At 60.8% G+C, this 21,939-nt stretch carries 14 protein-coding genes and 1 pseudogene; 13 read left to right on the top strand and 2 right to left on the bottom strand.

Annotation, left to right across the window (positions count from 1 at the left end; all coding sequences use genetic code 11):
* A pseudogene (locus PseuLF5_RS28270) lies at positions 1 to 142 on the top strand (IS481 family transposase); the annotation flags it as partial.
* 826 nt (positions 143 to 968) lie between these two features.
* Here PseuLF5_RS28270 and PseuLF5_RS19465 read toward each other — a convergent pair.
* A complete protein-coding gene (locus PseuLF5_RS19465) occupies positions 969 to 3,413 on the bottom strand; it encodes a penicillin-binding protein 1A (protein WP_429541753.1) in 2,445 nt (814 codons plus the stop codon).
* 219 nt (positions 3,414 to 3,632) lie between these two features.
* Between PseuLF5_RS19465 and PseuLF5_RS19460 the strand changes: the two genes are divergently transcribed.
* From PseuLF5_RS19460 to hemE, 11 genes are all read left to right on the top strand, one after another.
* The gene (locus PseuLF5_RS19460; protein WP_340134376.1) at positions 3,633 to 4,697 is read left to right on the top strand and encodes a pilus assembly protein PilM; all 1,065 of its coding nucleotides are present in this window, start codon (positions 3,633 to 3,635) and stop codon (positions 4,695 to 4,697) included.
* Positions 4,697 to 5,263, top strand: a complete 567-nt coding sequence (locus tag PseuLF5_RS19455; protein WP_340134374.1) for a PilN domain-containing protein — start codon at positions 4,697 to 4,699, stop codon at positions 5,261 to 5,263. Before PseuLF5_RS19460 ends, PseuLF5_RS19455 begins: the two co-directional genes overlap by 1 nt.
* Positions 5,260 to 5,883 (top strand): type 4a pilus biogenesis protein PilO, encoded by a 624-nt coding sequence (gene pilO / locus PseuLF5_RS19450; protein WP_340134372.1) that lies wholly within the window; start codon positions 5,260 to 5,262, stop codon positions 5,881 to 5,883. The genes PseuLF5_RS19455 and pilO overlap by 4 nt, the downstream gene beginning before the upstream one ends.
* Positions 5,880 to 6,407, top strand: a complete 528-nt coding sequence (locus PseuLF5_RS19445; protein ID WP_123470758.1) for a pilus assembly protein PilP — start codon at positions 5,880 to 5,882, stop codon at positions 6,405 to 6,407. The genes pilO and PseuLF5_RS19445 overlap by 4 nt, the downstream gene beginning before the upstream one ends.
* A 13-nt stretch (positions 6,408 to 6,420) precedes the next feature.
* A complete protein-coding gene (gene pilQ, locus PseuLF5_RS19440; protein ID WP_222833824.1) occupies positions 6,421 to 8,502 on the top strand; it encodes a type IV pilus secretin PilQ in 2,082 nt (693 codons plus the stop codon).
* Positions 8,503 to 8,506: 4 nt separating this feature from the next.
* Positions 8,507 to 9,025, top strand: a complete 519-nt coding sequence (aroK, locus tag PseuLF5_RS19435) for a shikimate kinase AroK (RefSeq protein WP_045122260.1) — start codon at positions 8,507 to 8,509, stop codon at positions 9,023 to 9,025.
* Positions 9,026 to 9,177: 152 nt separating this feature from the next.
* Complete coding sequence (gene aroB / locus PseuLF5_RS19430; protein ID WP_123470762.1) at positions 9,178 to 10,278, top strand: 3-dehydroquinate synthase; 1,101 nt, start codon at positions 9,178 to 9,180, stop codon at positions 10,276 to 10,278.
* A 10-nt stretch (positions 10,279 to 10,288) separates the two neighbouring features.
* Complete coding sequence (locus tag PseuLF5_RS19425) at positions 10,289 to 11,878, top strand: AAA family ATPase (RefSeq protein WP_340134368.1); 1,590 nt, start codon at positions 10,289 to 10,291, stop codon at positions 11,876 to 11,878.
* Positions 11,879 to 12,227: 349 nt separating this feature from the next.
* Positions 12,228 to 16,673, top strand: a complete 4,446-nt coding sequence (gltB, locus tag PseuLF5_RS19420; protein ID WP_222833823.1) for a glutamate synthase large subunit — start codon at positions 12,228 to 12,230, stop codon at positions 16,671 to 16,673.
* Between the two features lie 33 nt (positions 16,674 to 16,706).
* Positions 16,707 to 18,125 carry an FAD-dependent oxidoreductase gene (locus PseuLF5_RS19415; protein ID WP_007909438.1) on the top strand — a complete coding sequence of 473 codons (1,419 nt, stop codon included), beginning with the start codon at positions 16,707 to 16,709 and terminating at the stop codon, positions 18,123 to 18,125.
* A 249-nt stretch (positions 18,126 to 18,374) separates the two neighbouring features.
* Positions 18,375 to 19,442 (top strand): uroporphyrinogen decarboxylase, encoded by a 1,068-nt coding sequence (gene hemE, locus PseuLF5_RS19410; protein ID WP_083367241.1) that lies wholly within the window; start codon positions 18,375 to 18,377, stop codon positions 19,440 to 19,442.
* 177 nt (positions 19,443 to 19,619) lie between these two features.
* On the opposite strand, the gene PseuLF5_RS19405 is transcribed toward hemE, so the two are convergent.
* Positions 19,620 to 20,894 carry an MFS transporter gene (locus PseuLF5_RS19405; protein WP_322375628.1) on the bottom strand — a complete coding sequence of 425 codons (1,275 nt, stop codon included), beginning with the start codon at positions 20,892 to 20,894 and terminating at the stop codon, positions 19,620 to 19,622.
* A 118-nt stretch (positions 20,895 to 21,012) separates the two neighbouring features.
* Here PseuLF5_RS19405 and PseuLF5_RS19400 point away from each other — a divergent pair, with 118 nt between their 5' ends.
* Positions 21,013 to 21,915 (top strand): LysR family transcriptional regulator, encoded by a 903-nt coding sequence (locus PseuLF5_RS19400; protein WP_123470769.1) that lies wholly within the window; start codon positions 21,013 to 21,015, stop codon positions 21,913 to 21,915.
* Positions 21,916 to 21,939: the final 24 nt, after the last annotated feature.

Below are 21,939 nucleotides of genomic sequence, written 5' to 3'. Positions count from 1 at the left end.
AGTCGGGAAAGCTTTTTACGGGAAGTCAGTAGCTATCCGGGAAACGACGGAGGACGGCATCCACGATGTCTACTGGAGTAGACATCGCATCGCCCGAATCGACTTGAACTTGCAGATCGTTACGGCAGGTAAGAAGATCTAAAACCGTCCACCATGTCTCCGAACATGTGTCCACCATGTCTCCGGTACATACACTCCCAGAGGGAGAGGGGACTGATTGGGGGATGCTCCAGAGTTGCGCCGACCTGAAAGTGCTGTGCCGAATCCATAATCGACACCACACTTTCAGGTCGGTGTATGGCCCCAGGCAACTCGGTCAGTCCCCTCTTCCTCCGGGAGGGAGAGAGGAATGATTGGCGGATGCTCGGGAGTAGCGCCGACCTGAAAGCGCTGTGCCGAATCCATAGTCGACACCACACTTTCAGGTCGGTGCATGACCCCAGACAACTCGGTCAGTCCCCTCTTCCTCCGGGAGGGAGAGAGGAATGATTGGCGGATGCTCGGGAGTAGCGCCGACCTGAAAGCGCTGTGCTGAATCCATAATCGGCACCACACTTTCAGGTCGGTGTATGACCCCAGACAACTCGGTCAGTCCCCTCTTCCTCCGGGAGGGAGAGGGGACTGATTGGGGGATGCTCGGGAGTAGCGCCGACCTGAAAGTGCTGTGCTGAATCCATAATCGACACCACACTTTCAGGTCGGTGTATGACCCCAGACAACTCGGTCAGTCCCCTCTCCCTCCGGGAGGGAGAGAGGAATGATTGGCGGATGCTCGGGAGTTGCGCCGACCTGAAAGTGCTGTGCCGAATCCATAATCGACACCACACTTTCAGGTCGGTGTATGGCCCCAGGCAACTCGGTCAGTCCCCTCTCCCTCCGGGAGAGGGCTAGGGTGAGGGGCCTTTGATCTTCAGGTAATAAAAAGCCCCGCGCTTCTCACGAAGGCGGGGCTTTTTAGTGACGGTGGATCAGAACAAATCGATCGGCGCCTGTTCATCCGCCGGCAGCGGGCTGCCCGGTACGGTGCCGTTGCCCAGTTCATTCACCGAGGGCGGCGTGTCTTCCGACTTGAACAGCTCGAAGTAAGCGCCCGGCGTGCTCGGTGTCGCCGCACGACCGCTGACCGGATCCACCCGCAGGCTGAGGATGCCTTCCGGCTCGGGCTGCACGTGTGGCGGCTTGTCCTTGAGCGCAGCCGACATGTAGTTCATCCAGATCGGCAGCGCCACGGTGCCGCCGAACTCGCGGCGACCGAGGCTTTCCGGCTGGTCGAAACCGGTCCACACCGTGGTCACGTAATCGGCATTGTAACCGGAGAACCAGGCATCTTTCGATTCGTTGGTGGTACCGGTTTTGCCGGCGATATCGCTGCGACCCATGGCCAGCGCGCGGCGACCGGTGCCGAGCTTGATCACGTCCTGCAGCATGCTGTTGAGAATGTACGTGGTGCGACCATCGACGATCCGCTCAGCCACTGCCGGCGCTTGTGGTGCTGCGGCCGCGCTCGGGACTTCACCCGGCGCCGGTGCCGCATTGACGGTGATCGGCTGAGACGCCGGCGCGGCAAAGCCATCTGTGGCCGACACACCCTGCGGCACGGTCGGCGGATTGGCGGCGAACAGCGTGTCGCCGTTGCGACTTTCAATCTTGTCGATGATGTACGGGGTGATCTTGAAGCCGCCGTTGGCGAAAGTGCTCCAGCCGGTCGCGATTTCCATCGGCGTCAGCGTCGCGGTACCCAGCGCCAGCGAGAGGTTCGGCGGCAGGTCCTGCTTGTTGAAACCGAAGCGGGTGATGTAGTCGATGGTCTTGCCCACGCCCATCGCCTGCAGCAGGCGGATCGACACCAGGTTACGTGACTTGTACAGCGCTTCGCGCAGGCGGATCGGGCCGAGGAAGGTGTTGGTGTCGTTCTTTGGCCGCCAGACCTTGTCCAGGTACTCGTCGACGAACACGATCGGAGCGTCGTTGACCAGCGTGGCAGCGGTGTAGCCACTGTCCAGCGCGGCACTGTAGACGAACGGCTTGAAGCTCGAACCCGGCTGACGCTTGGCCTGCAGGGCGCGGTTGTAGTTGCTCTGTTCGAATGCAAAGCCGCCGACCAGCGAGCGGATCGCGCCGTTCTGCGGGTCCAGCGACACCAGGGCGCCTTGCGCCTGCGGGATCTGGCTGAACTTCAGCGAATTGTCCTTCTGGCGCTGTACGCGAACCAGATCACCGATCTGTGCCACATCCGACGGCTGGCGCGGGGCGGCGCCCATGCTGTTGGTATTGAGGAACGGCCGCGCCCACTTCATGGTGTCCCAGGCGACGTGTTCTTCGCCGGTACGGGTCAGCACTTGCAGGCCATTTTTCTCGACCTGGGTGACGATGGCCGGTTCGAGGCTGCTGATGGTGCGCTGCTTGGTCAGCTCGCTGGCCCAGGCTTCGCGGGTCTTGCCCGGCAGACGCGATTCGGGGCCACGGTAGCCGTGACGCTGGTCGTAGGTCATCAAACCTTCGTGCAGCGCGGTGTTGGCCATTTCCTGCAGATTGCTTGGCACCGTGGTGGTGACGCGGAAACCTTCGGTGTAAGCGTCGCTGCCATAACGGCCGACCATCTCGGCACGGGCCATTTCAGCGATATACGGTGCATTCACTTCCGGGGTCGGCACGTGATAGCTGGCGTTCAGCGGTTCGTTGATCGCGGCGGTGTAGTCAGCCTCGGAAATCTTGCCGAGCTTGTACATGCGCCCGAGGATCCAGTCGCGACGTTCCTTACTGCGCGCCGGGTTGGCCAGCGGGTTGAAGCGCGACGGGGCTTTCGGCAGGCCGGCGATCATCGCCATCTGCGCCAGGCTGACGTCGCGGATCGACTTGCCGTAATACACCTGCGCTGCGGCCTCGATGCCGTAGGCGCGGTTGCCCAGATAGATTTTGTTCACGTACAGCTCAAGGATCTCGTCCTTGGTCAACTGCCGTTCGATTTGCAGGGCCAGCAGGATTTCGGTGGTTTTGCGCGAGAAGCTGCGCTCGCTGGTCAGGAAGAAGTTCTTTGCCACCTGCATGGTGATGGTGCTGCCGCCGGACTGAATGTGTCCGCTTTTGACCAGTTGGGTCGCGGCGCGCATCAGGCTGCTCGGGTCGACGCCATAGTGGTTGGCGAAATTGTCGTCTTCAGCACTTAGTAACGCATTAATGAAATTGGGGGGAATGTCGGCGAAACGGATCGGAGTCCGGCGCATTTCGCCAAATTCTGCGATCAACTTGTTGTCGCTGCTGTAAACCCGCAGTGGAATCTGCAACTGAATGCTTCTCAGCGCCTCCACAGACGGCAAACCCGGACTAAGGTAAAGAAACGCGCCGCTGAGACCTAAAAGCAGTCCGCAGAAAACGGCGACGATGGACCAACCGAAAAATTTCAGCAGACGAATCAAGGCGTTTGGACATCCAGGGCAAAGAATGAATTTGGCGACGGGGTTCCGGCTACACACGGAACGGACCGCGCTGGCAGTAAAAAGCAGAAAAAAACGCTGGGCATTATAAGCACTTTTCTGCTGGGGGCGTCATTTGCGCTTCTGTCAAGACGGGGTGAAGGAACGCAAAGCGTATTACAGAGTCCGTAACTCACGGAAAGTCATAGGGAATTGGTAGTGCTGGGACTCTTCAATAAAAAGGCCAATACGTTACTGGGGATCGACATCAGCTCCACTTCGGTCAAGTTGCTGGAACTGAGCCGTCAGGGTGATCGCTACCGGGTCGAAGCGTACGCGGTGGAGCCGTTGCCAGCGAATGCCGTAGTCGAGAAAAACATCGCCGAACTCGAAGGCGTCGGGCACGCCCTGAGCCGGGTGCTGGTCAAGGCGCGCACCGGGCTCAAGAGCGTGGCCGTGGCCGTGGCCGGTTCAGCGGTGATCACCAAGATCATCGAAATGGATGCCGGACTGTCCGACGACGAACTGGAAAACCAGCTCAAGATCGAGGCCGATCAATACATTCCCTACCCGCTGGACGAGGTGGCCATCGACTTCGAAGTCCAGGGCGTGTCCCCGCGCAATCCCGAGCGCGTCAGCGTGCTGCTCGCCGCCTGTCGCAAGGAAAACGTCGAAGTTCGCGAGGCGGCGCTGGCCCTCGCCGGGCTGACGGCGCGCGTGGTGGATGTCGAGGCCTACGCGCTGGAGCGCTCGTTCGGCCTGCTTGCCACGCAACTGGCGGTGTCCCAGGAGCGTCTGACCGTGGCGGTGGTCGACATCGGCGCGACCATGACCACCCTCAGCGTCCTGCACAACGGCAAGATAATCTACACCCGCGAGCAATTGTTCGGCGGACGGCAACTGACCGAGGAAATCCAGCGGCGTTACGGGCTGACGGTCGAACAGGCCGGGTTGGCGAAAAAGCAGGGCGGACTGCCCGACGATTATGTCGGCGAGGTCTTGCAGCCGTTTCGCGAGGCACTGGTACAGCAGGTGTCGCGCTCGTTGCAGTTCTTTTTCGCTTCCGGCCAGTACAACGCGGTCGATCACATTTTATTGGCCGGCGGCACGGCGTCGGTGCCGGGTCTGGATCGTTTGATCGAGCAGCGCCTGAACACCCCGACCCAGGTCGCCAACCCGTTTTTCGACATGGCCCTGAGCAGCAAGGTCAACGCCGGGGCCCTGGCCAGCGATGCGCCGGCTCTGATGATTGCCTGCGGGCTCGCGCTGCGGAGTTTCGACTGATGGCGCGGATCAACCTTCTACCCTGGCGCGAGGAGCGCCGCGAAGAGCGGCGCAAACGCTTCCTGCTGGCACTGACCGGCGTGGTGGTCGGCTCGATCGGTGCCGTGTTTATCGCCGATCAGGTCATCAGCGCGGCAATCGACCGGCAAATCGCGCGCAACGACTACATCGGCAAACAGATCGCCGTCGTCGACGAACGGATCAAACAGATCAGTGAACTCAAGGCCCATCGCCAGCAACTGGTCGAGCGCATGCGCATCATCCAGGATCTGCAGGGCAACCGGCAGGTCAGCGGGCGGATCTTCGATCAGTTGGCGCGCACACTGCCCGACGGCGTGTATTTCACCAAGGTGAAAAGGGTCGGCAAGACCCTCTCCATCAGCGGCGCGGCGGAGTCGAACAACCGGGTGTCCGAGCTGATGCGCAATCTGGATGCGTCCGACTGGTTCGACGCACCGAGCCTGAATGAAGTCAAAGCCACCTCCGCCGATCAGGTAGAACAGTCCAATACCTTTGAACTGACTGTTCGTCAGACCCAGCCGAAAAGTCTGGAGGACGACCAATGAAGCCGTCCGAATGGCTGGACAGCCTGCACAATATCGACTTCAACGACTTGGACACGAGCAACATCGGTTCCTGGCCTGGGGCCGTGAAAGCCATCACCGGGGTGCTGTTGATGGTGCTGGTACTGGCGCTTGGTTATAACTTTTTCATCAGCGACATGCAGAGCCAACTCGAAGCCAGGCGCGAGGAGGAGACCACGCTCAAAGACCAGTTCGCCAGCAAGGCGCGCCTGTCGGCAAACCTGGAGTTGTACACCCAGCAAATGAAGGAGATGGAGAACTCCTTCGGCGTGCTGTTGCGGCAATTGCCCAGTGACACTGAAGTCCCCGGTTTGCTGGAGGACATCACCCGTACCGGGCTGGGCAGCGGGCTGGAATTCGAAGAGATCAAACTGCTGCCGGAGGTGACGCAACCGTTCTACATCGAGTTGCCGATCCAGATCACCGTGACGGGCGCCTATCACGACCTGGCGACCTTCGTCAGCGGCGTGGCCGGCCTGCCGCGGATTGTCACCTTGCATGATTTCGAACTGGCGCCGGCCAGCCCCGAAGGCGGGCCGAAACTGCGCATGAGCATCCTCGCCAAGACCTACCGCTATAACGACAAGGGGCTGCAGAAATGACCCCGATTCGTAATCTGGTCTTGCCGGTGGCGCTGCTGGCCTTGAGCGGTTGCGGGGGCAGCAGTGACTTCAGCGACCTCGACGCCTACATGAATGAAGTGCGCCTGCGTCCGCCGGGCAAGATTGAACCAACGCCGACATTCCGGTCTTACCCCACATTCACCTACAGCGCTGCCAATCTGCGCAGTCCGTTTTCCCGTCAGGTGCGGGTTGACCTGGCGGGACAGAAGCAGGGTTCGCGCAACGTCAAACCCGACCCCAATCGGGTCAAGCAATACCTCGAAGGTTTCAACATCGAGCAGTTCGAGATGGTCGGCACCATTGCCAATGCCTCTGGCTCTTTTGCGCTGTTGCGCGGGGCGGGCGGTGTGCATCGGTTGAAGGTCGGCGATTACCTGGGGCGCAACGACGGCCGCATCGTGGCCATCAGCGCGACCCAGGTCGATGTGGTCGAAATCGTTCCCGACGGTCAGGGCGCCTGGCTGGAACGACCACGCACCATTCCTTTGAAAGAGCACTCATAGTGGAAGTCGAACAATGAACAGGATTTTCTCCACCCTCGGTTTTTCGCTATGGATAGCGCTGATGTCGCCGATGGTACTCGCTGCTAACCTGAAGGCGCTGGACGTGGCGGCATTGCCGGGCGACCGCGTCGAACTGAAGTTGTCGTTCGACGGCCCGCCACCGCAGCCCAAGGGCTACACCACCGAGTCGCCGGCGCGCATCGCTGTGGATTTGCCCGGTGTCGCCAGTCAGTTGGCGAGCAAAAATTTCGATCTGGGCAGTGGCAATGCGCGCACTGCCACGGTGGTCGAGGCCAAGGACCGGACGCGGCTGATCGTCAGCCTCACGCAGTTGGCGCCCTATAACACGCGAGTGGAGGGCAATACTCTGTACGTGGTGGTCGGCCAGGGCGCGCCGGTTGCGGCCCCCCGTCCCGCAGCCGCCGTACCCCGTGCGACGACCGTCGCTGCTGCTCCGGCCAAGGCTTTCGTGGCGAAAAGCCGAGCGATTCGCGGTGTCGATTTCCAGCGCGGTACGGCGGGCGAGGGCAATGTGGTCATCGACCTGTCCGACCCGACCATTGCCCCGGATATCCAGGAGCATGACGGCAAGATCATCCTCAGCTTCGCCCGTACTCAGTTGCCGGAGAAACTGCGAGTACGGCTCGACGTCAAGGATTTCGCCACGCCGGTGCAGTTCGTCAATGCCGGGGTGAGCGGTGATCGCACGGTGGTCACTGTCGAACCCGGCGGCACTTACGAGTATTCGACTTTCCAGACCGACAACAAACTGACCGTCAGCGTCCGCCCGATGACGGTCGACGATCTGCAAAAGCGTAATGCCGACCGCAACAGCTACGTCGGCGAAAAGCTCTCGTTGAACTTCCAGGACATCGACGTGCGCTCGGTACTGCAATTGATCGCCGACTTCACCAACCTCAATCTGGTCGCCAGCGACACAGTGCAGGGCGGTATCACCTTGCGCCTGCAGAACGTGCCGTGGGATCAGGCGCTGGATCTGGTGCTGAAAACCAAGGGGCTGGATAAACGCAAGATCGGCAATGTGCTGCTGGTGGCACCCGCCGATGAAATCGCCGCCCGTGAGCGCCAGGAACTGGAGTCGCAGAAGCAGATCGCCGAACTGGCGCCGTTGCGCCGCGAACTGCTGCAAGTGAATTACGCCAAGGCGGCCGACATCGCCAAACTGTTCCAGTCGGTGACCAGCGCCGAAGCGAAAGTCGATGAGCGTGGCTCGATCACGGTCGATGAGCGTACCAACAACATCATTGCCTACCAGACCCAGGATCGCCTCGACGAACTGCGGCGGATTGTGGCGCAGCTGGATATCCCGGTACGCCAGGTGATGATCGAGGCGCGGATCGTCGAGGCCAACGTCGATTACGACAAGAGCCTGGGCGTGCGCTGGGGCGGTTCGATCCAGAACAAGGGCAACTGGAACACGTCCGGGGTCAGTAACGGCAACTCCACCACCATTGGCACGCCGGGCAGCACCAGCACCAACTCGCCGTTCGTCGACATGGGCACGGTCGGCAACACGTCCGGGATCGGCATCGCATTCATCACCGACAATGTATTGCTCGATCTTGAGCTGACAGCGATGGAAAAAACCGGCAACGGCGAAATTGTCTCCCAGCCGAAGGTGGTCACCTCCGACAAAGAAACCGCGAAGATCCTCAAGGGCACCGAGATTCCATACCAGGAAGCCAGCTCCAGCGGGGCGACGTCGGTGTCGTTCAAGGAGGCTTCGCTGTCGCTGGAGGTGACGCCGCAGATCACGCCCGACAACCGCATCATCATGGAAGTGAAGGTCACCAAGGACGAACCGGACTACCTGAACAAAGTGCAGGATGTACCGCCGATCAAGAAAAACGAGGTCAACGCCAAAGTACTGGTGAATGACGGCGAAACCATCGTGATTGGGGGCGTTTTCTCAAATACTCAAAGCAAGGTTGTAGATAAGGTGCCATTTCTTGGCGATGTGCCGTATCTTGGCCGCCTTTTCCGGCGTGATGTGGTTTCGGAGAAAAAATCCGAGCTGCTGGTATTTCTCACTCCGCGTATCATGAATAACCAGGCGATTGCTGTGAGTCGTTGATTCTGTGCGAAATTTGATTCTTGTAGGACCGATGGGCGCTGGCAAAAGCACCATCGGCCGGTTGCTGGCCAAAGAGCTGCGCCTGCCGTTCAAAGATTCCGACAAGGAAATTGAACTGCGCACGGGCGCCAATATCCCGTGGATCTTCGACAAGGAAGGCGAGCCCGGCTTTCGTGACCGTGAGCAGGCGATGATCGCCGAGCTGTGCGCGTTCGACGGCGTGGTGCTGGCCACCGGCGGCGGCGCGGTGATGCGTGATGCCAATCGCAAGGCCCTGCATGAGGGTGGGCGAGTGGTGTATCTGCATGCCTCCGTCGAACAGCAAGTGGGCCGCACCTCGCGTGATCGCAATCGGCCGTTGCTGCGCACCGCCGATCCGGCGAAAACCCTGCGTGACCTCCTCGCGATCCGTGATCCGCTTTATCGGGAAATCGCCGATCTGGTGGTGGAAACCGACGAACGGCCACCACGCATGGTGGTGCTCGACATTCTTGATCGCCTCGCGCAGCTTCCACCCCGTTAAAGCATCGCCCGAAATGCGCTATCCTCGGCGTCCTGTCACAGCCCGCCGAGGTTGTGGCGGATGGCGTGCGAGCGGCGTCATACCCGCTATAGGCCGCAGACAACCAATAATTCAGGGCAGGACGCCTGCTTCCATCTTCACTGTGGGGACACATGCAGACACTCAAGGTCGATCTAGGCGAGCGCAGCTACCCGATTCATATTGGCGAAGGTTTGTTGGATCAGCCCGAGCTGCTGGCTCCGCATATCCACGGGCGGCAAGTGGCAATCATCTCCAACGAAACCGTTGCCCCGCTCTATCTCGAACGTCTGACCCGCAGCCTGGCGCAGTTCTCGGTGATTTCGGTGGTGTTGCCCGACGGCGAAGCCTTCAAGAACTGGGAAACCCTGCAACTGATCTTCGACGGTCTGCTGACCGCTCGTCATGACCGCCGCACCACAGTGATTGCCCTCGGCGGCGGTGTTATCGGTGACATGGCCGGTTTCGCTGCGGCCTGTTACCAGCGCGGTGTCGATTTCATCCAGATCCCGACCACTTTGCTGTCCCAGGTCGATTCGTCGGTGGGCGGCAAGACCGGGATCAACCATCCGCTGGGCAAGAACATGGTCGGCGCGTTCTATCAGCCGAACGTGGTGCTGATCGATACCGCGTCCCTGAAAACCCTGCCGGCGCGTGAGCTGTCGGCCGGGCTGGCGGAAGTCATCAAGTACGGCCTGATCTGCGACGAGCCGTTCCTGACCTGGCTCGAAGACAACGTCGACGCCCTCCGCGCGCTGGACCAGAAAGCCCTGACTTATGCGATCGAGCGCTCGTGCGCAGCCAAGGCTGCGGTGGTCGGCGCCGATGAGAAGGAAACCGGCGTGCGCGCCACGCTCAACCTCGGTCATACCTTCGGCCACGCCATCGAGACCCACATGGGCTATGGTGTCTGGTTGCATGGGGAAGCGGTCGCGGCTGGCACCGTGATGGCGCTGGAGATGTCGGCGCGCCTGGGCTGGATCAGCGAGCAGGAGCGTGATCGCGGCATCCGTCTGTTCCAGCGGGCCGGTCTGCCGGTGATTCCGCCGGAAGAAATGACCGAAGCCGATTTTCTCGAACACATGGCAATCGACAAAAAAGTGATCGACGGTCGTCTGCGCCTGGTGCTGCTGCGCCGGATGGGCGAAGCGGTAGTGACCGCCGATTATCCGAAAGAGGTTTTACAGGCCACGCTGGGAGCGGACTACCGCGCCCTGGCTCAGCTTAAAGGTTAATAAGATTCCGATGACTAGTTTGCATGCCGACGAGGCGTTTCTCGGCCATTTCCAGTTAAGTCACGACCCGTTCGCGCCACGGGTGCCGGGCTTCAAATTCTTCCCGGCCCAGCGCAAGCCGGTGCTCGGGCAGCTGCATCATCTGGCCCGTTACAGCCAGTTGCTGCTGGTGGTCACGGGGCCGCAAGGCAGCGGCAAGACATTGCTGCGCCAGGCGCTGGTCGCCAGCACCAACAAGCAATCGGTGCAAAGCGTGGTCGTTTCCGCCCGTGGCGCCGGTGATGCCGCTGGCCTGTTGCGTCAGGTGGCTCAGGCGCTGGACGTGGCACAAGCCGACGTCGGCGCGATTCTGGCGCAAGTGGTTCAGCTCGCACTGACCGGCCAGGAAGTCTACTTGCTGGTGGATGACGCCGAGCAGCTCGACGAATCCGCCCTTGAAGCCCTGATGGCGCTGGGTGCCGGGGCTCCGGAAGGTCGCCCGCACGTGTTCCTGTTCGGCGAGTCGTCGCTGATCGCGCAACTCGAGGCCTTGCAACTTGAAGAAGAGCGTTTCCACGTCATCGAGTTGCAGCCGTACACCGAAGAAGAGACTCGCGAGTATCTCGACCAACGGCTGGAAGGTGCCGGCCGGGGTGTCGAACTTTTCACCGCAGTTCAGATCTCTGATATTCACGAAAGTGCCGAGGGTTGGCCGGGCAACATCAACCAGGTCGCTCGCGATGCTCTGATCGAAGTCATGATTGCCAGCCGCTCTGCGGTCAAGCGTCCAAGTATGGGGTTCAACATGCCGAAGAAACACGTATTGGCGATTTCCGCCGTCGTTGTGGTCGCGGTCGCCGCTGCCTGGCTGATGCCGGGTCGCAACAAGGCGCCAACCACCGGCGCTCCTGCCAATGAACAGGCACAGTTGCCATTGGGGCAGGGTGCCAATGGCGGCGCGCCGAACGTCGAGTTCGCCGGCAATACGCAGCCGATGCCGTTGCCGCTGGTCGGCAACTCGCAACCGGTGATGCGTGGTCCGTTGGCTGAAGCCGCGGGTGGCATCACTGAAGGTGACGACGGCGTGCCGGTCGAAGGCTCCAGCGCAACGCCGCCGACCGTCACCACTTCCGCACCGCCTGCGGGCGTTCCGGCAGGTCCTGCGCCAACGCCGGTGCCTGTCCCGGCGGCCAAGCCTGCTCCGGCGCCGACTCAGGTCGCCACCGCGAAGCCTGCTCCGGCAGCGCCAGCGGCGAAACCGGCTCCTGCGCCGGCCAAGCCTGTAGCGGCCGCCAAACCGGCCGAGAAGCCGGTTACCGTGGCCAAAGCAGCCGGTGGCAGTTGGTACGCCGGTCAGCCGACCAGCAACTACGTGGTGCAGATCCTCGGCACCAGCTCTGAAGCGGCCGCGCAAAACTTCGTCAAGGAGCAGGGCGGGGAGTACCGTTATTTCAAGAAAGTTCTCAACGGCAAGCCTCTCTACGTGATCACCTACGGCAACTTCGCCAATCGTGATGCAGCCGTTTCTGCCATCAAGGCCTTGCCAGCGAAGGTTCAGGCTGGTAAACCTTGGCCTCGCACTGTCGCCAGCGTCCAACAGGAACTGGCAACAACTCGCTGAAGATTCGGCGGCCTTACCCAGGCCGCCTCTCCAAGCACCTCAAAATTTCTACGAGTGCGCGCTTCCTTCCAGGTCGCGTGCCTTGTGGTGTCTGCGTCACAGTAGTCTTTGAGTCGTTGCGGTCAAAATTAAAAAAGTTTTGACTAGCACAGCAGATCGCTTTAAACCTTTCACAAATGCGACATGAATTTGCGACATTTCGTCGTCAAATTTGTGAGCCTCTGTGTCGCTGTGTACAATGACCACCCTTTTGCCCCCGCTAAGCCGGCGTACGTTCGGCGCAGGATGCAAGTGGTTGAATTGAAAAGAAATTTGCCTCGAAAAGAGGCAGCCTGGTGAGAAAGTGTCTATGAAAGCAGGTCTGTACCAACCAGATGAATTCAAGGATAACTGCGGTTTCGGCCTGATAGCCCATATGCAGGGCGAACCCAGTCATACCCTTTTGCAAACGGCCATCGAGGCCCTGACCTGCATGACCCACCGCGGTGGGATTAATGCCGACGGCAAGACCGGTGACGGTTGCGGTCTGCTGATTCAAAAACCTGATGCGTTCCTGCGAGCCATTGCCCAGGAAGCCTTCAGTGTCGAGTTGCCCAAGCAATACGCGGTGGGCATGGTTTTCTTCAACCAGGATCCGGTCAAGGCCGAAGCCGCTCGCGAGAACATGAATCGCGAGATCCTCGCTGAAGGCCTGCAACTGATCGGCTGGCGCAAAGTGCCAATCGACACCAGCGTCCTCGGCCGCCTGGCCCTTGAGCGTCTGCCACAGATCGAGCAGGTGTACATCGGCGGCGAAGGCCTGAGCGATCAGGACATGGCGGTCAAACTGTTCAGTGCCCGTCGTCGTTCGTCGGTGGCCAACGCCGCCGACACCGACCACTACATCTGCAGTTTTTCGCACAAGACCATCATCTATAAAGGCCTGATGATGCCGGCCGACCTGGCCGCGTTTTATCCAGACCTGAGTGACGAGCGCCTGCAAACCGCAATCTGCGTGTTCCACCAGCGCTTCTCCACCAACACCCTGCCGAAATGGCCGCTGGCTCAGCCATTCCGCTTCCTCGCCCACAACGGCGAGATCAACACCATTACCGGTAACCGCAACTGGGCCCAGGCCCGTCGGACCAAGTTCACCAACGATCTGATGGATCTGGAAGAGCTCGGCCCGCTGGTCAACCGTGTCGGTTCCGACTCCTCGAGCATGGACAACATGCTCGAACTGATGGTCACCGGTGGCATCGACCTGTTCCGTGGCGTGCGGATGATCATTCCGCCGGCGTGGCAGAACGTTGAAACCATGGACCCGGACCTGCGTGCGTTCTACGAGTACAACTCGATGCACATGGAGCCGTGGGACGGCCCGGCCGGCGTGGTCATGACCGACGGTCGCTACGCGGTGTGCCTGCTCGACCGTAACGGTCTGCGTCCGGCGCGCTGGGTCACCACCCAGAACGGTTTCATCACCCTCGCCTCGGAAATCGGCGTGTGGGACTACAAGCCGGAAGACGTGATTGCCAAAGGTCGTGTCGGCCCTGGCCAGATCTTCGCCGTGGACACCGAAACCGGGCAGATCCTCGACACCGATGCGATCGACAACCGTCTGAAGTCCCGTCATCCGTACAAGCAATGGCTGCGCAAGAATGCCCTGCGTATTCAGGCAACCATGGAAGACAACGACCACGGTTCGGCGTTCTACGACGTCGATCAGCTCAAGCAATACATGAAGATGTATCAGGTCACGTTCGAGGAGCGCGATCAGGTCCTGCGTCCGCTCGGCGAACAAGGCTACGAAGCCGTGGGCTCGATGGGCGACGACACGCCGATGGCCGTGCTGTCGCAACGTGTGCGCACGCCGTACGACTACTTCCGCCAGCAGTTCGCGCAGGTCACCAACCCGCCGATCGACCCGCTGCGGGAAGCGATTGTGATGTCGCTGGAAATCTGCCTCGGTGCCGAGCGCAACATTTTCCAGGAATCGCCGGAACACGCCTCGCGCGTGATCCTCAGCTCGCCAGTGATCTCGCCGGCCAAGTGGCGCTCGCTGATGAACCTCGACCGTCCGGGTTTCGAGCGGCAGATCATCGACCTCAACTACGAGGAAAGCGTCGGCCTCGAAGCGGCGATCCGCAACGTCGCCGATCAGGCCGAAGAAGCCGTGCGTGCCGGTCGTACCCAGATCGTTCTGAGCGACCGTCATATCGCGCCGGGCAAGCTGCCGATCCACGCCTCGCTGGCCACCGGCGCGGTGCACCACCGCCTGACCGAAAAAGGCCTGCGCTGCGATTCCAACATCCTCGTTGAAACCGCCACCGCCCGTGACCCGCATCACTTTGCGGTGCTGATCGGCTTCGGCGCCTCGGCGGTGTATCCGTTCCTCGCCTACGAAGTGCTGGGTGACCTGATCCGTACCGGTGAAGTGCTGGGCGACCTCTACGAGGTGTTCAAGAACTACCGTAAAGGCATCACCAAAGGCCTGCTGAAGATCCTGTCGAAGATGGGCATCTCGACCATCGCTTCGTACCGTGGTGCGCAGCTGTTCGAGGCCATCGGCCTGTCCGAAGAAGTCTGCGAGCTGAGCTTCCGTGGCGTGCCGAGCCGCATCAAGGGTGCGCGTTTCGTCGACATCGAAGCCGAACAGAAAGCACTGGCCACCGAAGCCTGGAGTCCGCGCAAGCCGATCCAGCAGGGCGGTCTGCTGAAGTTCGTTCACGGTGGTGAATATCACGCCTACAACCCGGATGTGGTCAACACCCTGCAAGCCGCTGTGCAGCAGGGCGACTACGCCAAGTTCAAGGAATACACCTCGCTGGTGGACAACCGTCCGGTGTCGATGATCCGTGACCTGTTCAAGGTCAAGACCCTCGACACACCGCTGGACATCAGTGAAATCGAACCGCTGGAATCGGTGCTCAAGCGCTTTGACTCCGCCGGTATCTCGCTGGGCGCTCTGTCGCCGGAAGCGCACGAAGCGCTGGCCGAGGCCATGAACCGCCTCGGCGCGCGTTCCAACTCCGGCGAAGGCGGCGAAGATCCGGCGCGCTACGGCACAATCAAGAGCTCGAAAATCAAGCAGGTCGCGACGGGCCGTTTCGGCGTGACCCCGGAATACCTGGTCAACGCTGAAGTGCTGCAGATCAAGGTCGCCCAAGGCGCCAAACCGGGCGAGGGCGGGCAACTGCCGGGCGGCAAAGTGAACGGGCTGATCGCCAAGCTGCGTTACGCAGTGCCGGGCGTGACCCTGATTTCGCCACCGCCGCACCACGACATCTATTCGATCGAAGACTTGTCGCAGCTGATCTTTGACCTGAAACAGGTCAACCCGAAGGCACTGGTTTCGGTGAAACTCGTGGCTGAAGCGGGCGTCGGCACCATCGCCGCCGGTGTGGCCAAGGCCTACGCGGACCTGATCACTATCTCCGGCTACGACGGTGGCACCGGCGCTTCGCCGCTGACCTCGATCAAATACGCTGGCGCTCCGTGGGAACTCGGTCTGGCTGAAACCCACCAGACTCTGCGCGGCAACGACCTGCGCGGCAAAGTCCGGGTGCAGACCGACGGCGGCCTGAAAACCGGCCTCGACGTGATCAAGGCTGCCATCCTCGGCGCCGAAAGCTTCGGCTTCGGTACTGCGCCGATGATCGCCCTGGGCTGCAAATACCTGCGCATCTGCCACCTGAACAACTGCGCCACCGGCGTCGCGACGCAGAACGAAAAGCTGCGCAAGGATCACTACATCGGTACCGTCGACATGGTGGTGAATTTCTTCACCTACGTCGCCGAAGAAACCCGTGAGTGGCTGGCCAAGCTCGGCGTACGCTCCCTCGAAGAACTGATCGGTCGTACCGATCTGCTGGAAATCCTCGAAGGCCAGACCGCCAAGCAACATCACCTGGATCTGACCCCGCTGCTGGGCAGCGATCACATCCCGGCGGACAAACCGCAGTTCTGCGGCGTTGAACGCAACCCGCCGTTCGACCAGGGCCTGCTGGCCGAGAAAATGGTCGAGATGGCCTCGTCGGCAATCAACGACCTCAGTGGTGCCGAGTTCGACCTGGATATCTGCAACTGCGACCGTTCGATCGGCGCACGGATCTCCGGCGAAATCGCCCGCAAGCACGGCAACCAGGGCATGGCGAAAGCGCCAATCACCTTCCGCTTCAAGGGCACTGCCGGGCAGAGCTTCGGCGTGTGGAACGCCGGCGGTCTGAACATGTACCTCGAAGGCGATGCCAACGACTACGTCGGCAAAGGCATGACCGGTGGCAAGCTGACCATCGTGCCGCCGAAGGGCAGCGTTTATAAGACTCAGGAAAGCGCCATCATCGGCAACACCTGCCTGTACGGCGCCACGGGCGGCAAGCTGTTCGCCGCCGGCACCGCAGGCGAGCGTTTTGCCGTGCGTAACTCCGGTGCCCACACGGTTGTGGAAGGCACTGGCGATCACTGCTGCGAGTACATGACCGGTGGTTTTGTCTGCGTTCTGGGCAAGACCGGTTACAACTTCGGCTCTGGCATGACCGGTGGTTTCGCCTACGTGCTCGACCAGGACAACACCTTCGTTGACCGGGTCAACCACGAACTGGTGGAAATCCAGCGGATCAGCGGCGAGGCGATGGAAGCCTATCGCAGCCACCTGCAAAACGTGCTGAACGAGTACGTCACCGAAACCGACAGCGAGTGGGGTCGTGAACTCGCCGAAAACCTCGATGACTACTTGCGCCGTTTCTGGCTGGTCAAGCCGAAGGCTGCCAATCTGAAATCGTTGCTTTCCAGCACTCGTGCCAACCCGCAGTGATATGCGCCTGAAGAGTTTGATGAGGTTTTAACAATGGCTGAACGTCTGAATAACGACTTCCAGTTCATCGATGTCGGGCGCAAAGATCCGAAGAAGAAACTGTTGCGTCAACGCAAGAAAGAGTTCGTCGAAATCTACGAACCGTTCAAACCCCAGCAGTCGGCCGATCAGGCCCACCGCTGCCTGGGTTGCGGCAACCCGTATTGCGAATGGAAGTGCCCGGTGCACAACTTCATTCCCAACTGGCTGAAGCTGGTCGCCGAGGGCAACATCCTGCAGGCTGCCGAGCTGTCGCACCAGACCAACACCCTGCCGGAAGTCTGCGGCCGGGTGTGCCCGCAGGATCGTCTGTGCGAGGGTGCCTGCACCCTCAACGACGGCTTCGGCGCGGTGACCATCGGTTCGGTCGAGAAGTACATCACCGACACCGCGTTCGCCATGGGCTGGCGTCCGGACATGTCCAAGGTCAAACCGACCGGCAAGCGTGTCGCGATCATCGGTGCCGGCCCGGCGGGCCTCGGTTGTGCCGACGTGCTGGTGCGTGGCGGCGTGACCCCGGTGGTGTTCGACAAGAACCCGGAAATCGGCGGTCTGCTGACCTTCGGCATCCCCGAGTTCAAGCTGGAGAAGACCGTGCTGAGCAATCGTCGCGAAGTCTTCACTGGCATGGGCATCGAGTTCCGCCTGAACACCGAAGTCGGTAAAGACGTGACCATGGAACAACTGCTCGCCGAATACGATGCGGTATTCATGGGCATGGGCACCTACACCTACATGAAGGGCGGTTTTGCCGGTGAGGACCTGCCGGGCGTCTATGACGCACTGGACTTCCTGATCGCCAACGTCAACCGCAACCTGGGCTTTGAAAAGTCGCCGGAAGATTTCGTCGACATGAAAGGCAAGAAGGTCGTGGTTCTCGGCGGTGGTGACACGGCGATGGACTGCAACCGCACGTCGATCCGTCAGGGTGCCAAGTCGGTGACCTGCGCCTATCGTCGTGACGAAGCGAACATGCCCGGCTCGCGCAAAGAGGTGAAGAACGCCAAGGAAGAAGGCGTGAAGTTCCTCTACAACCGCCAGCCGATCGCCATCGTTGGCGAAGACAAGGTCGAAGGCGTGAAGGTGGTCGAGACCCGTCTCGGCGAACCGGACGCCCGTGGCCGCCGCAGCCCCGAGCCGATCCCGGGTTCCGAAGAGATCATCCCGGCGGACGCCGTGGTTATCGCTTTCGGCTTCCGCCCTAGCCCGGCGCCGTGGTTCGAGCAGTTCGAGATCCAGACCGACAGCCAGGGCCGCGTTGTGGCGCCTGAGCAAGGTCAGTACAAGCACCAGACCAGCAATCCGAAAATCTTTGCCGGTGGCGACATGGTGCGCGGTTCCGACCTGGTGGTGACGGCAATCTTCGAAGGCCGCAATGCCGCCGAAGGGATCCTCGATTACCTGGGCGTCTAAACCCCGTCCGGCTGACTGCAAATGCAATACCTGTGGGAGCTGGCTTGCCAGCGATAGCATCACCTCGGTTTACCTGACAAACCGAGGTGCCTGCATCGCTGGCAAGCCAGCTCCCACAGTGTTTTGTAGTGTTGCGAAGACCTGAATTTTTAACGATAAATTGACCCGATAGACAAAAGGCTGACCTGCATCCGTGCCTTTTGCGTCGCGCTCTGAGAAAATGCCCGCACTTTTTTTCCGGATGCCGACATGACTGCCCTGAAGAACGACCGTTTCCTCCGCGCCCTGCTCAAGCAACCCGTTGACGTCACCCCGGTGTGGATGATGCGCCAGGCCGGCCGCTACCTGCCGGAATACCGCGCCAGCCGTGCCCACGCCGGTGACTTCATGAGCCTGTGCATGAATCCGGAATTCGCCTGCGAAGTCACCCTGCAACCGCTCGACCGCTATCCGCAACTGGACGCGGCGATCCTGTTTTCCGACATCCTCACCATTCCCGATGCGATGGGCCAGGGCCTGTACTTCGAGACTGGTGAAGGGCCGCGTTTCAAGAAAGTCGTCAGCACCCTGGCGGACATCGAAGCGCTACCGATCCCTGATCCGCACAAGGACCTCGGCTACGTGATGGACGCGGTCAGCACCATCCGTCGTGAGCTGAACGGGCGCGTGCCGCTGATCGGTTTCTCCGGCAGCCCGTGGACCCTGGCGACGTACATGGTTGAAGGCGGCTCGTCGAAAGACTTCCGCAAGACCAAAGCGATGCTCTACGACAACCCGCAAGCCATGCACCTGCTGCTGGATAAGCTGGCGCAGTCGGTGACCTCGTACCTCAACGGCCAGATCATGGCCGGCGCGCAAGCGGTGCAGATCTTCGACACCTGGGGCGGTAATCTGTCGGCGGCGGCGTATCAAGAGTTTTCGCTGGCCTACATGAAGAAAATCGTCAGCGGCCTGATCCGTGAACACGACGGTCGCAAGGTGCCGGTGATCCTCTTCACCAAGAACGGCGGCCTGTGGCTGGAAAGTATTGCCGAGGCCGGTGCCGACGCCCTGGGCCTGGACTGGACCTGCGACATCGGCAACGCCCGCGCCCGCGTCGGTGACAAGGTCGCGCTGCAAGGCAACATGGACCCGACCGTGCTGTACGCCAAACCGGAAGCGATCCGCACCGAAGTCGGGCGCATCTTGGCCAGCTATGGCAAGGGCAGCGGCCACGTGTTCAACCTTGGTCATGGCATCACGCCTGAGGTTGATCCGGAGCACGCCGGTGCCTTCCTGCGCGCGGTGCACGAGCTGTCGGCGCAGTATCACGAGTGATCGCCACACCATAAAAAACGCCCGGCCAATGCCGGGCGTTTTTGTTTCCACGATTCAACGTCGGACACAGATGAAATGTGGGAGCGAGCTTGCTCGCGAAAGCGGTGGATCAGCAACTTTTGCATCAACTGACACAACGCCTTCGCGAGCAAGCTCGCTCCCACATTGGGTTTTGTGTCAGGCTTTTACACCGCCGAGCGGCGGCAACTTCGCCAGCTTCAACGCCACCAGTAGCGCGATCAGCAACAGTGAGCCTATAAACAGACCAATCCCGTTCCAGCCACCCAAATGCCAGAACACCCCGCCTGCCGTGCCGGCAATACTCGACCCCGCGTAATAACTGAACAGATACAACGACGACGCCTGCCCCTTGGCCTTGGTCGCGCGTCGGCCGATCCAGCTGCTGGCCACCGAGTGCGCTCCAAAGAAGCCAAAAGTGAAAATCAACATGCCGACAATCACCAGCAACAGCGGCGTAAACATCGTCAACGCAAGGCCGGCAAACATCAGCGCAATGGTCGCCCACAGCACCTTGCGTCGCCCCAGTTTGTCCGCCAGCGAACCAATCTTCGCCGAGCTGTAGATCCCTGACAGATACACCACCGACAACAATCCAACGAACACCTGATCTAGGTTGTACGGCGCGGCCAGCAAGCGATAGCCAATGTAGTTGAACAGCGTGACGAACGCGCCCATCAGCACGAATGCTTCAAGAAACAGCAGCGGCAGACCGGCATCGCGAAAATGCATGGTGAAGCCGTCGAGCAAACTGCGCGGGTGCAGCGAGCGCGAGCGGAAGTTGCGCGACTCGGGGAGGATCTTCCAGAACACCGCCGCCGCGATCATCGCCAGACCGCCGATCACCAGCATCGCCGTGTGCCAGCTGACGAAGTCGATCAACACCCCGGTGATCAACCGCCCGCTCATCCCGCCAATCGCGTTGCCGCCGATGTACAAACCCATCGCCAGGCCTATGTGTTGCGGATGGATCTCTTCACTCAAATAAGTCATCGCCACCGCTGCCAGTCCGCTGAGCGACAGCCCGATCAGCGCGCGCATGATCAGCACACCTTCCCAACTCGGCATCATTGCACTGGCCATGGTGCACAGCGCCGCTGCGAACAGCGCAGTCACCATCACCGGTTTGCGCCCGACCCGATCAGAGATCGGTCCGGTGATCAGCAGGCCGATGGCGAGCATGCCGGTCGCCACCGAGAGAATCAGGCTGCTTTGCGCCGCGTTGATTCCGTACTCGTGGGACAGCAGCGGCATCATCGGCTGCACGCAGTAGAGCAGGGCAAAGGTCGCGAACCCGCCGCTGAACAGCGCCAGTACCGTGCGCATGAACATCGGCGTGCCTTTTTCGATGTAGATCTCTTGCAGTTCGGCGACGACATCGTCCGCCGCAGCAGGCGGGATTTCGTGGGCAAGGGGCGCGACAGCAGTTTTCACATCAGACCTCGGGGTGCACGGCCAGGCAGGCAATGAAAAAATCATATAGCTGGCTAATGTTTCTATCCAATATATTGTTCGACCTGTTTGATAGCTTTAACGACCTAATGAGGTGTTCATGGAATTGCGTCACCTGCGCTACTTCATCGCCGTTGCCGAAGAGCTGCATTTCGGCCGCGCGGCACAGGTGCTGGGTATTTCCCAGCCACCGCTGAGCCAGCAGATTCAGGCGCTGGAGCAAGAGGTCGGTGCGCGGTTGTTCGAGCGGACCAATCGTCGGGTCGAACTGAGCGAAGCCGGCAGATTGTTTCTGGAGGAAGCGCGGCTGGTGCTGGCGCAGGTCGACAAAGCGGCGGATGTCGCAAGACGTGCGCAATTGGGGGAGCTGGGCGAATTGAAGATCGGCTTTACCTCATCGGCGCCGTTCAACTCGACGATTCCCCAGGCGATCTTTGCCTTTCGCCAGCGTTTTCCGGCGGTGCACCTTAACCTTCGTGAGATGAGCAGCACGCAAGTCGCCGAAGGGCTGGTGGATGAGTCGATCGAGGTCGGCATCATGCGTCCGCTGGGCCTGCCGGATTCGCTGAGCGTGGTGGAGCTGATGCGTGAGCCGCTGGTGGCGGTGCTTGGTTCCAAACATCCGCTGGCGCAGGGCAGCGAGGAAGGGCTTTTCCTTTCGGCGCTGGCGCTGGAGCCGTTCGTGTTCTTTCCGCGCAGCTACGGCAGCGGGCTGTATGCGCAACTGCTGAGTCTGGCGCGTGATGCCGGATTCAGCCCGCACTTCGCCCAGGAGGCCGGAGAGGCGATGACCATCATCGGTCTGGTTGCAGCGGGGCTGGGGGTTTCGGTGTTGCCGGCGTCCTATCAGCGGATGCGCATTGAAGGCGTGGTCTATCGACCGCTGCTGGATCCGGAGGCGGTGTCGGCGGTGTGGCTGGTGCAGCGCAAGGACCAGAAATCGCCGATGGCCAAGGCGTTTGTCGACCTGCTCACGCGCAAGGTTGAGCCTTCAATTGGGTAATGGCGGCTGGCCGCTTGGCGAGCA

This window comes from Pseudomonas sp. LF-5 (assembly GCF_037626295.1).
In the GTDB taxonomy this organism is placed as follows: domain Bacteria; phylum Pseudomonadota; class Gammaproteobacteria; order Pseudomonadales; family Pseudomonadaceae; genus Aquipseudomonas; species Aquipseudomonas monsensis.
The sequence above is the reverse complement of the archived record's forward strand: the minus strand, read 5'-3'. Positions and strand labels throughout refer to the sequence as shown.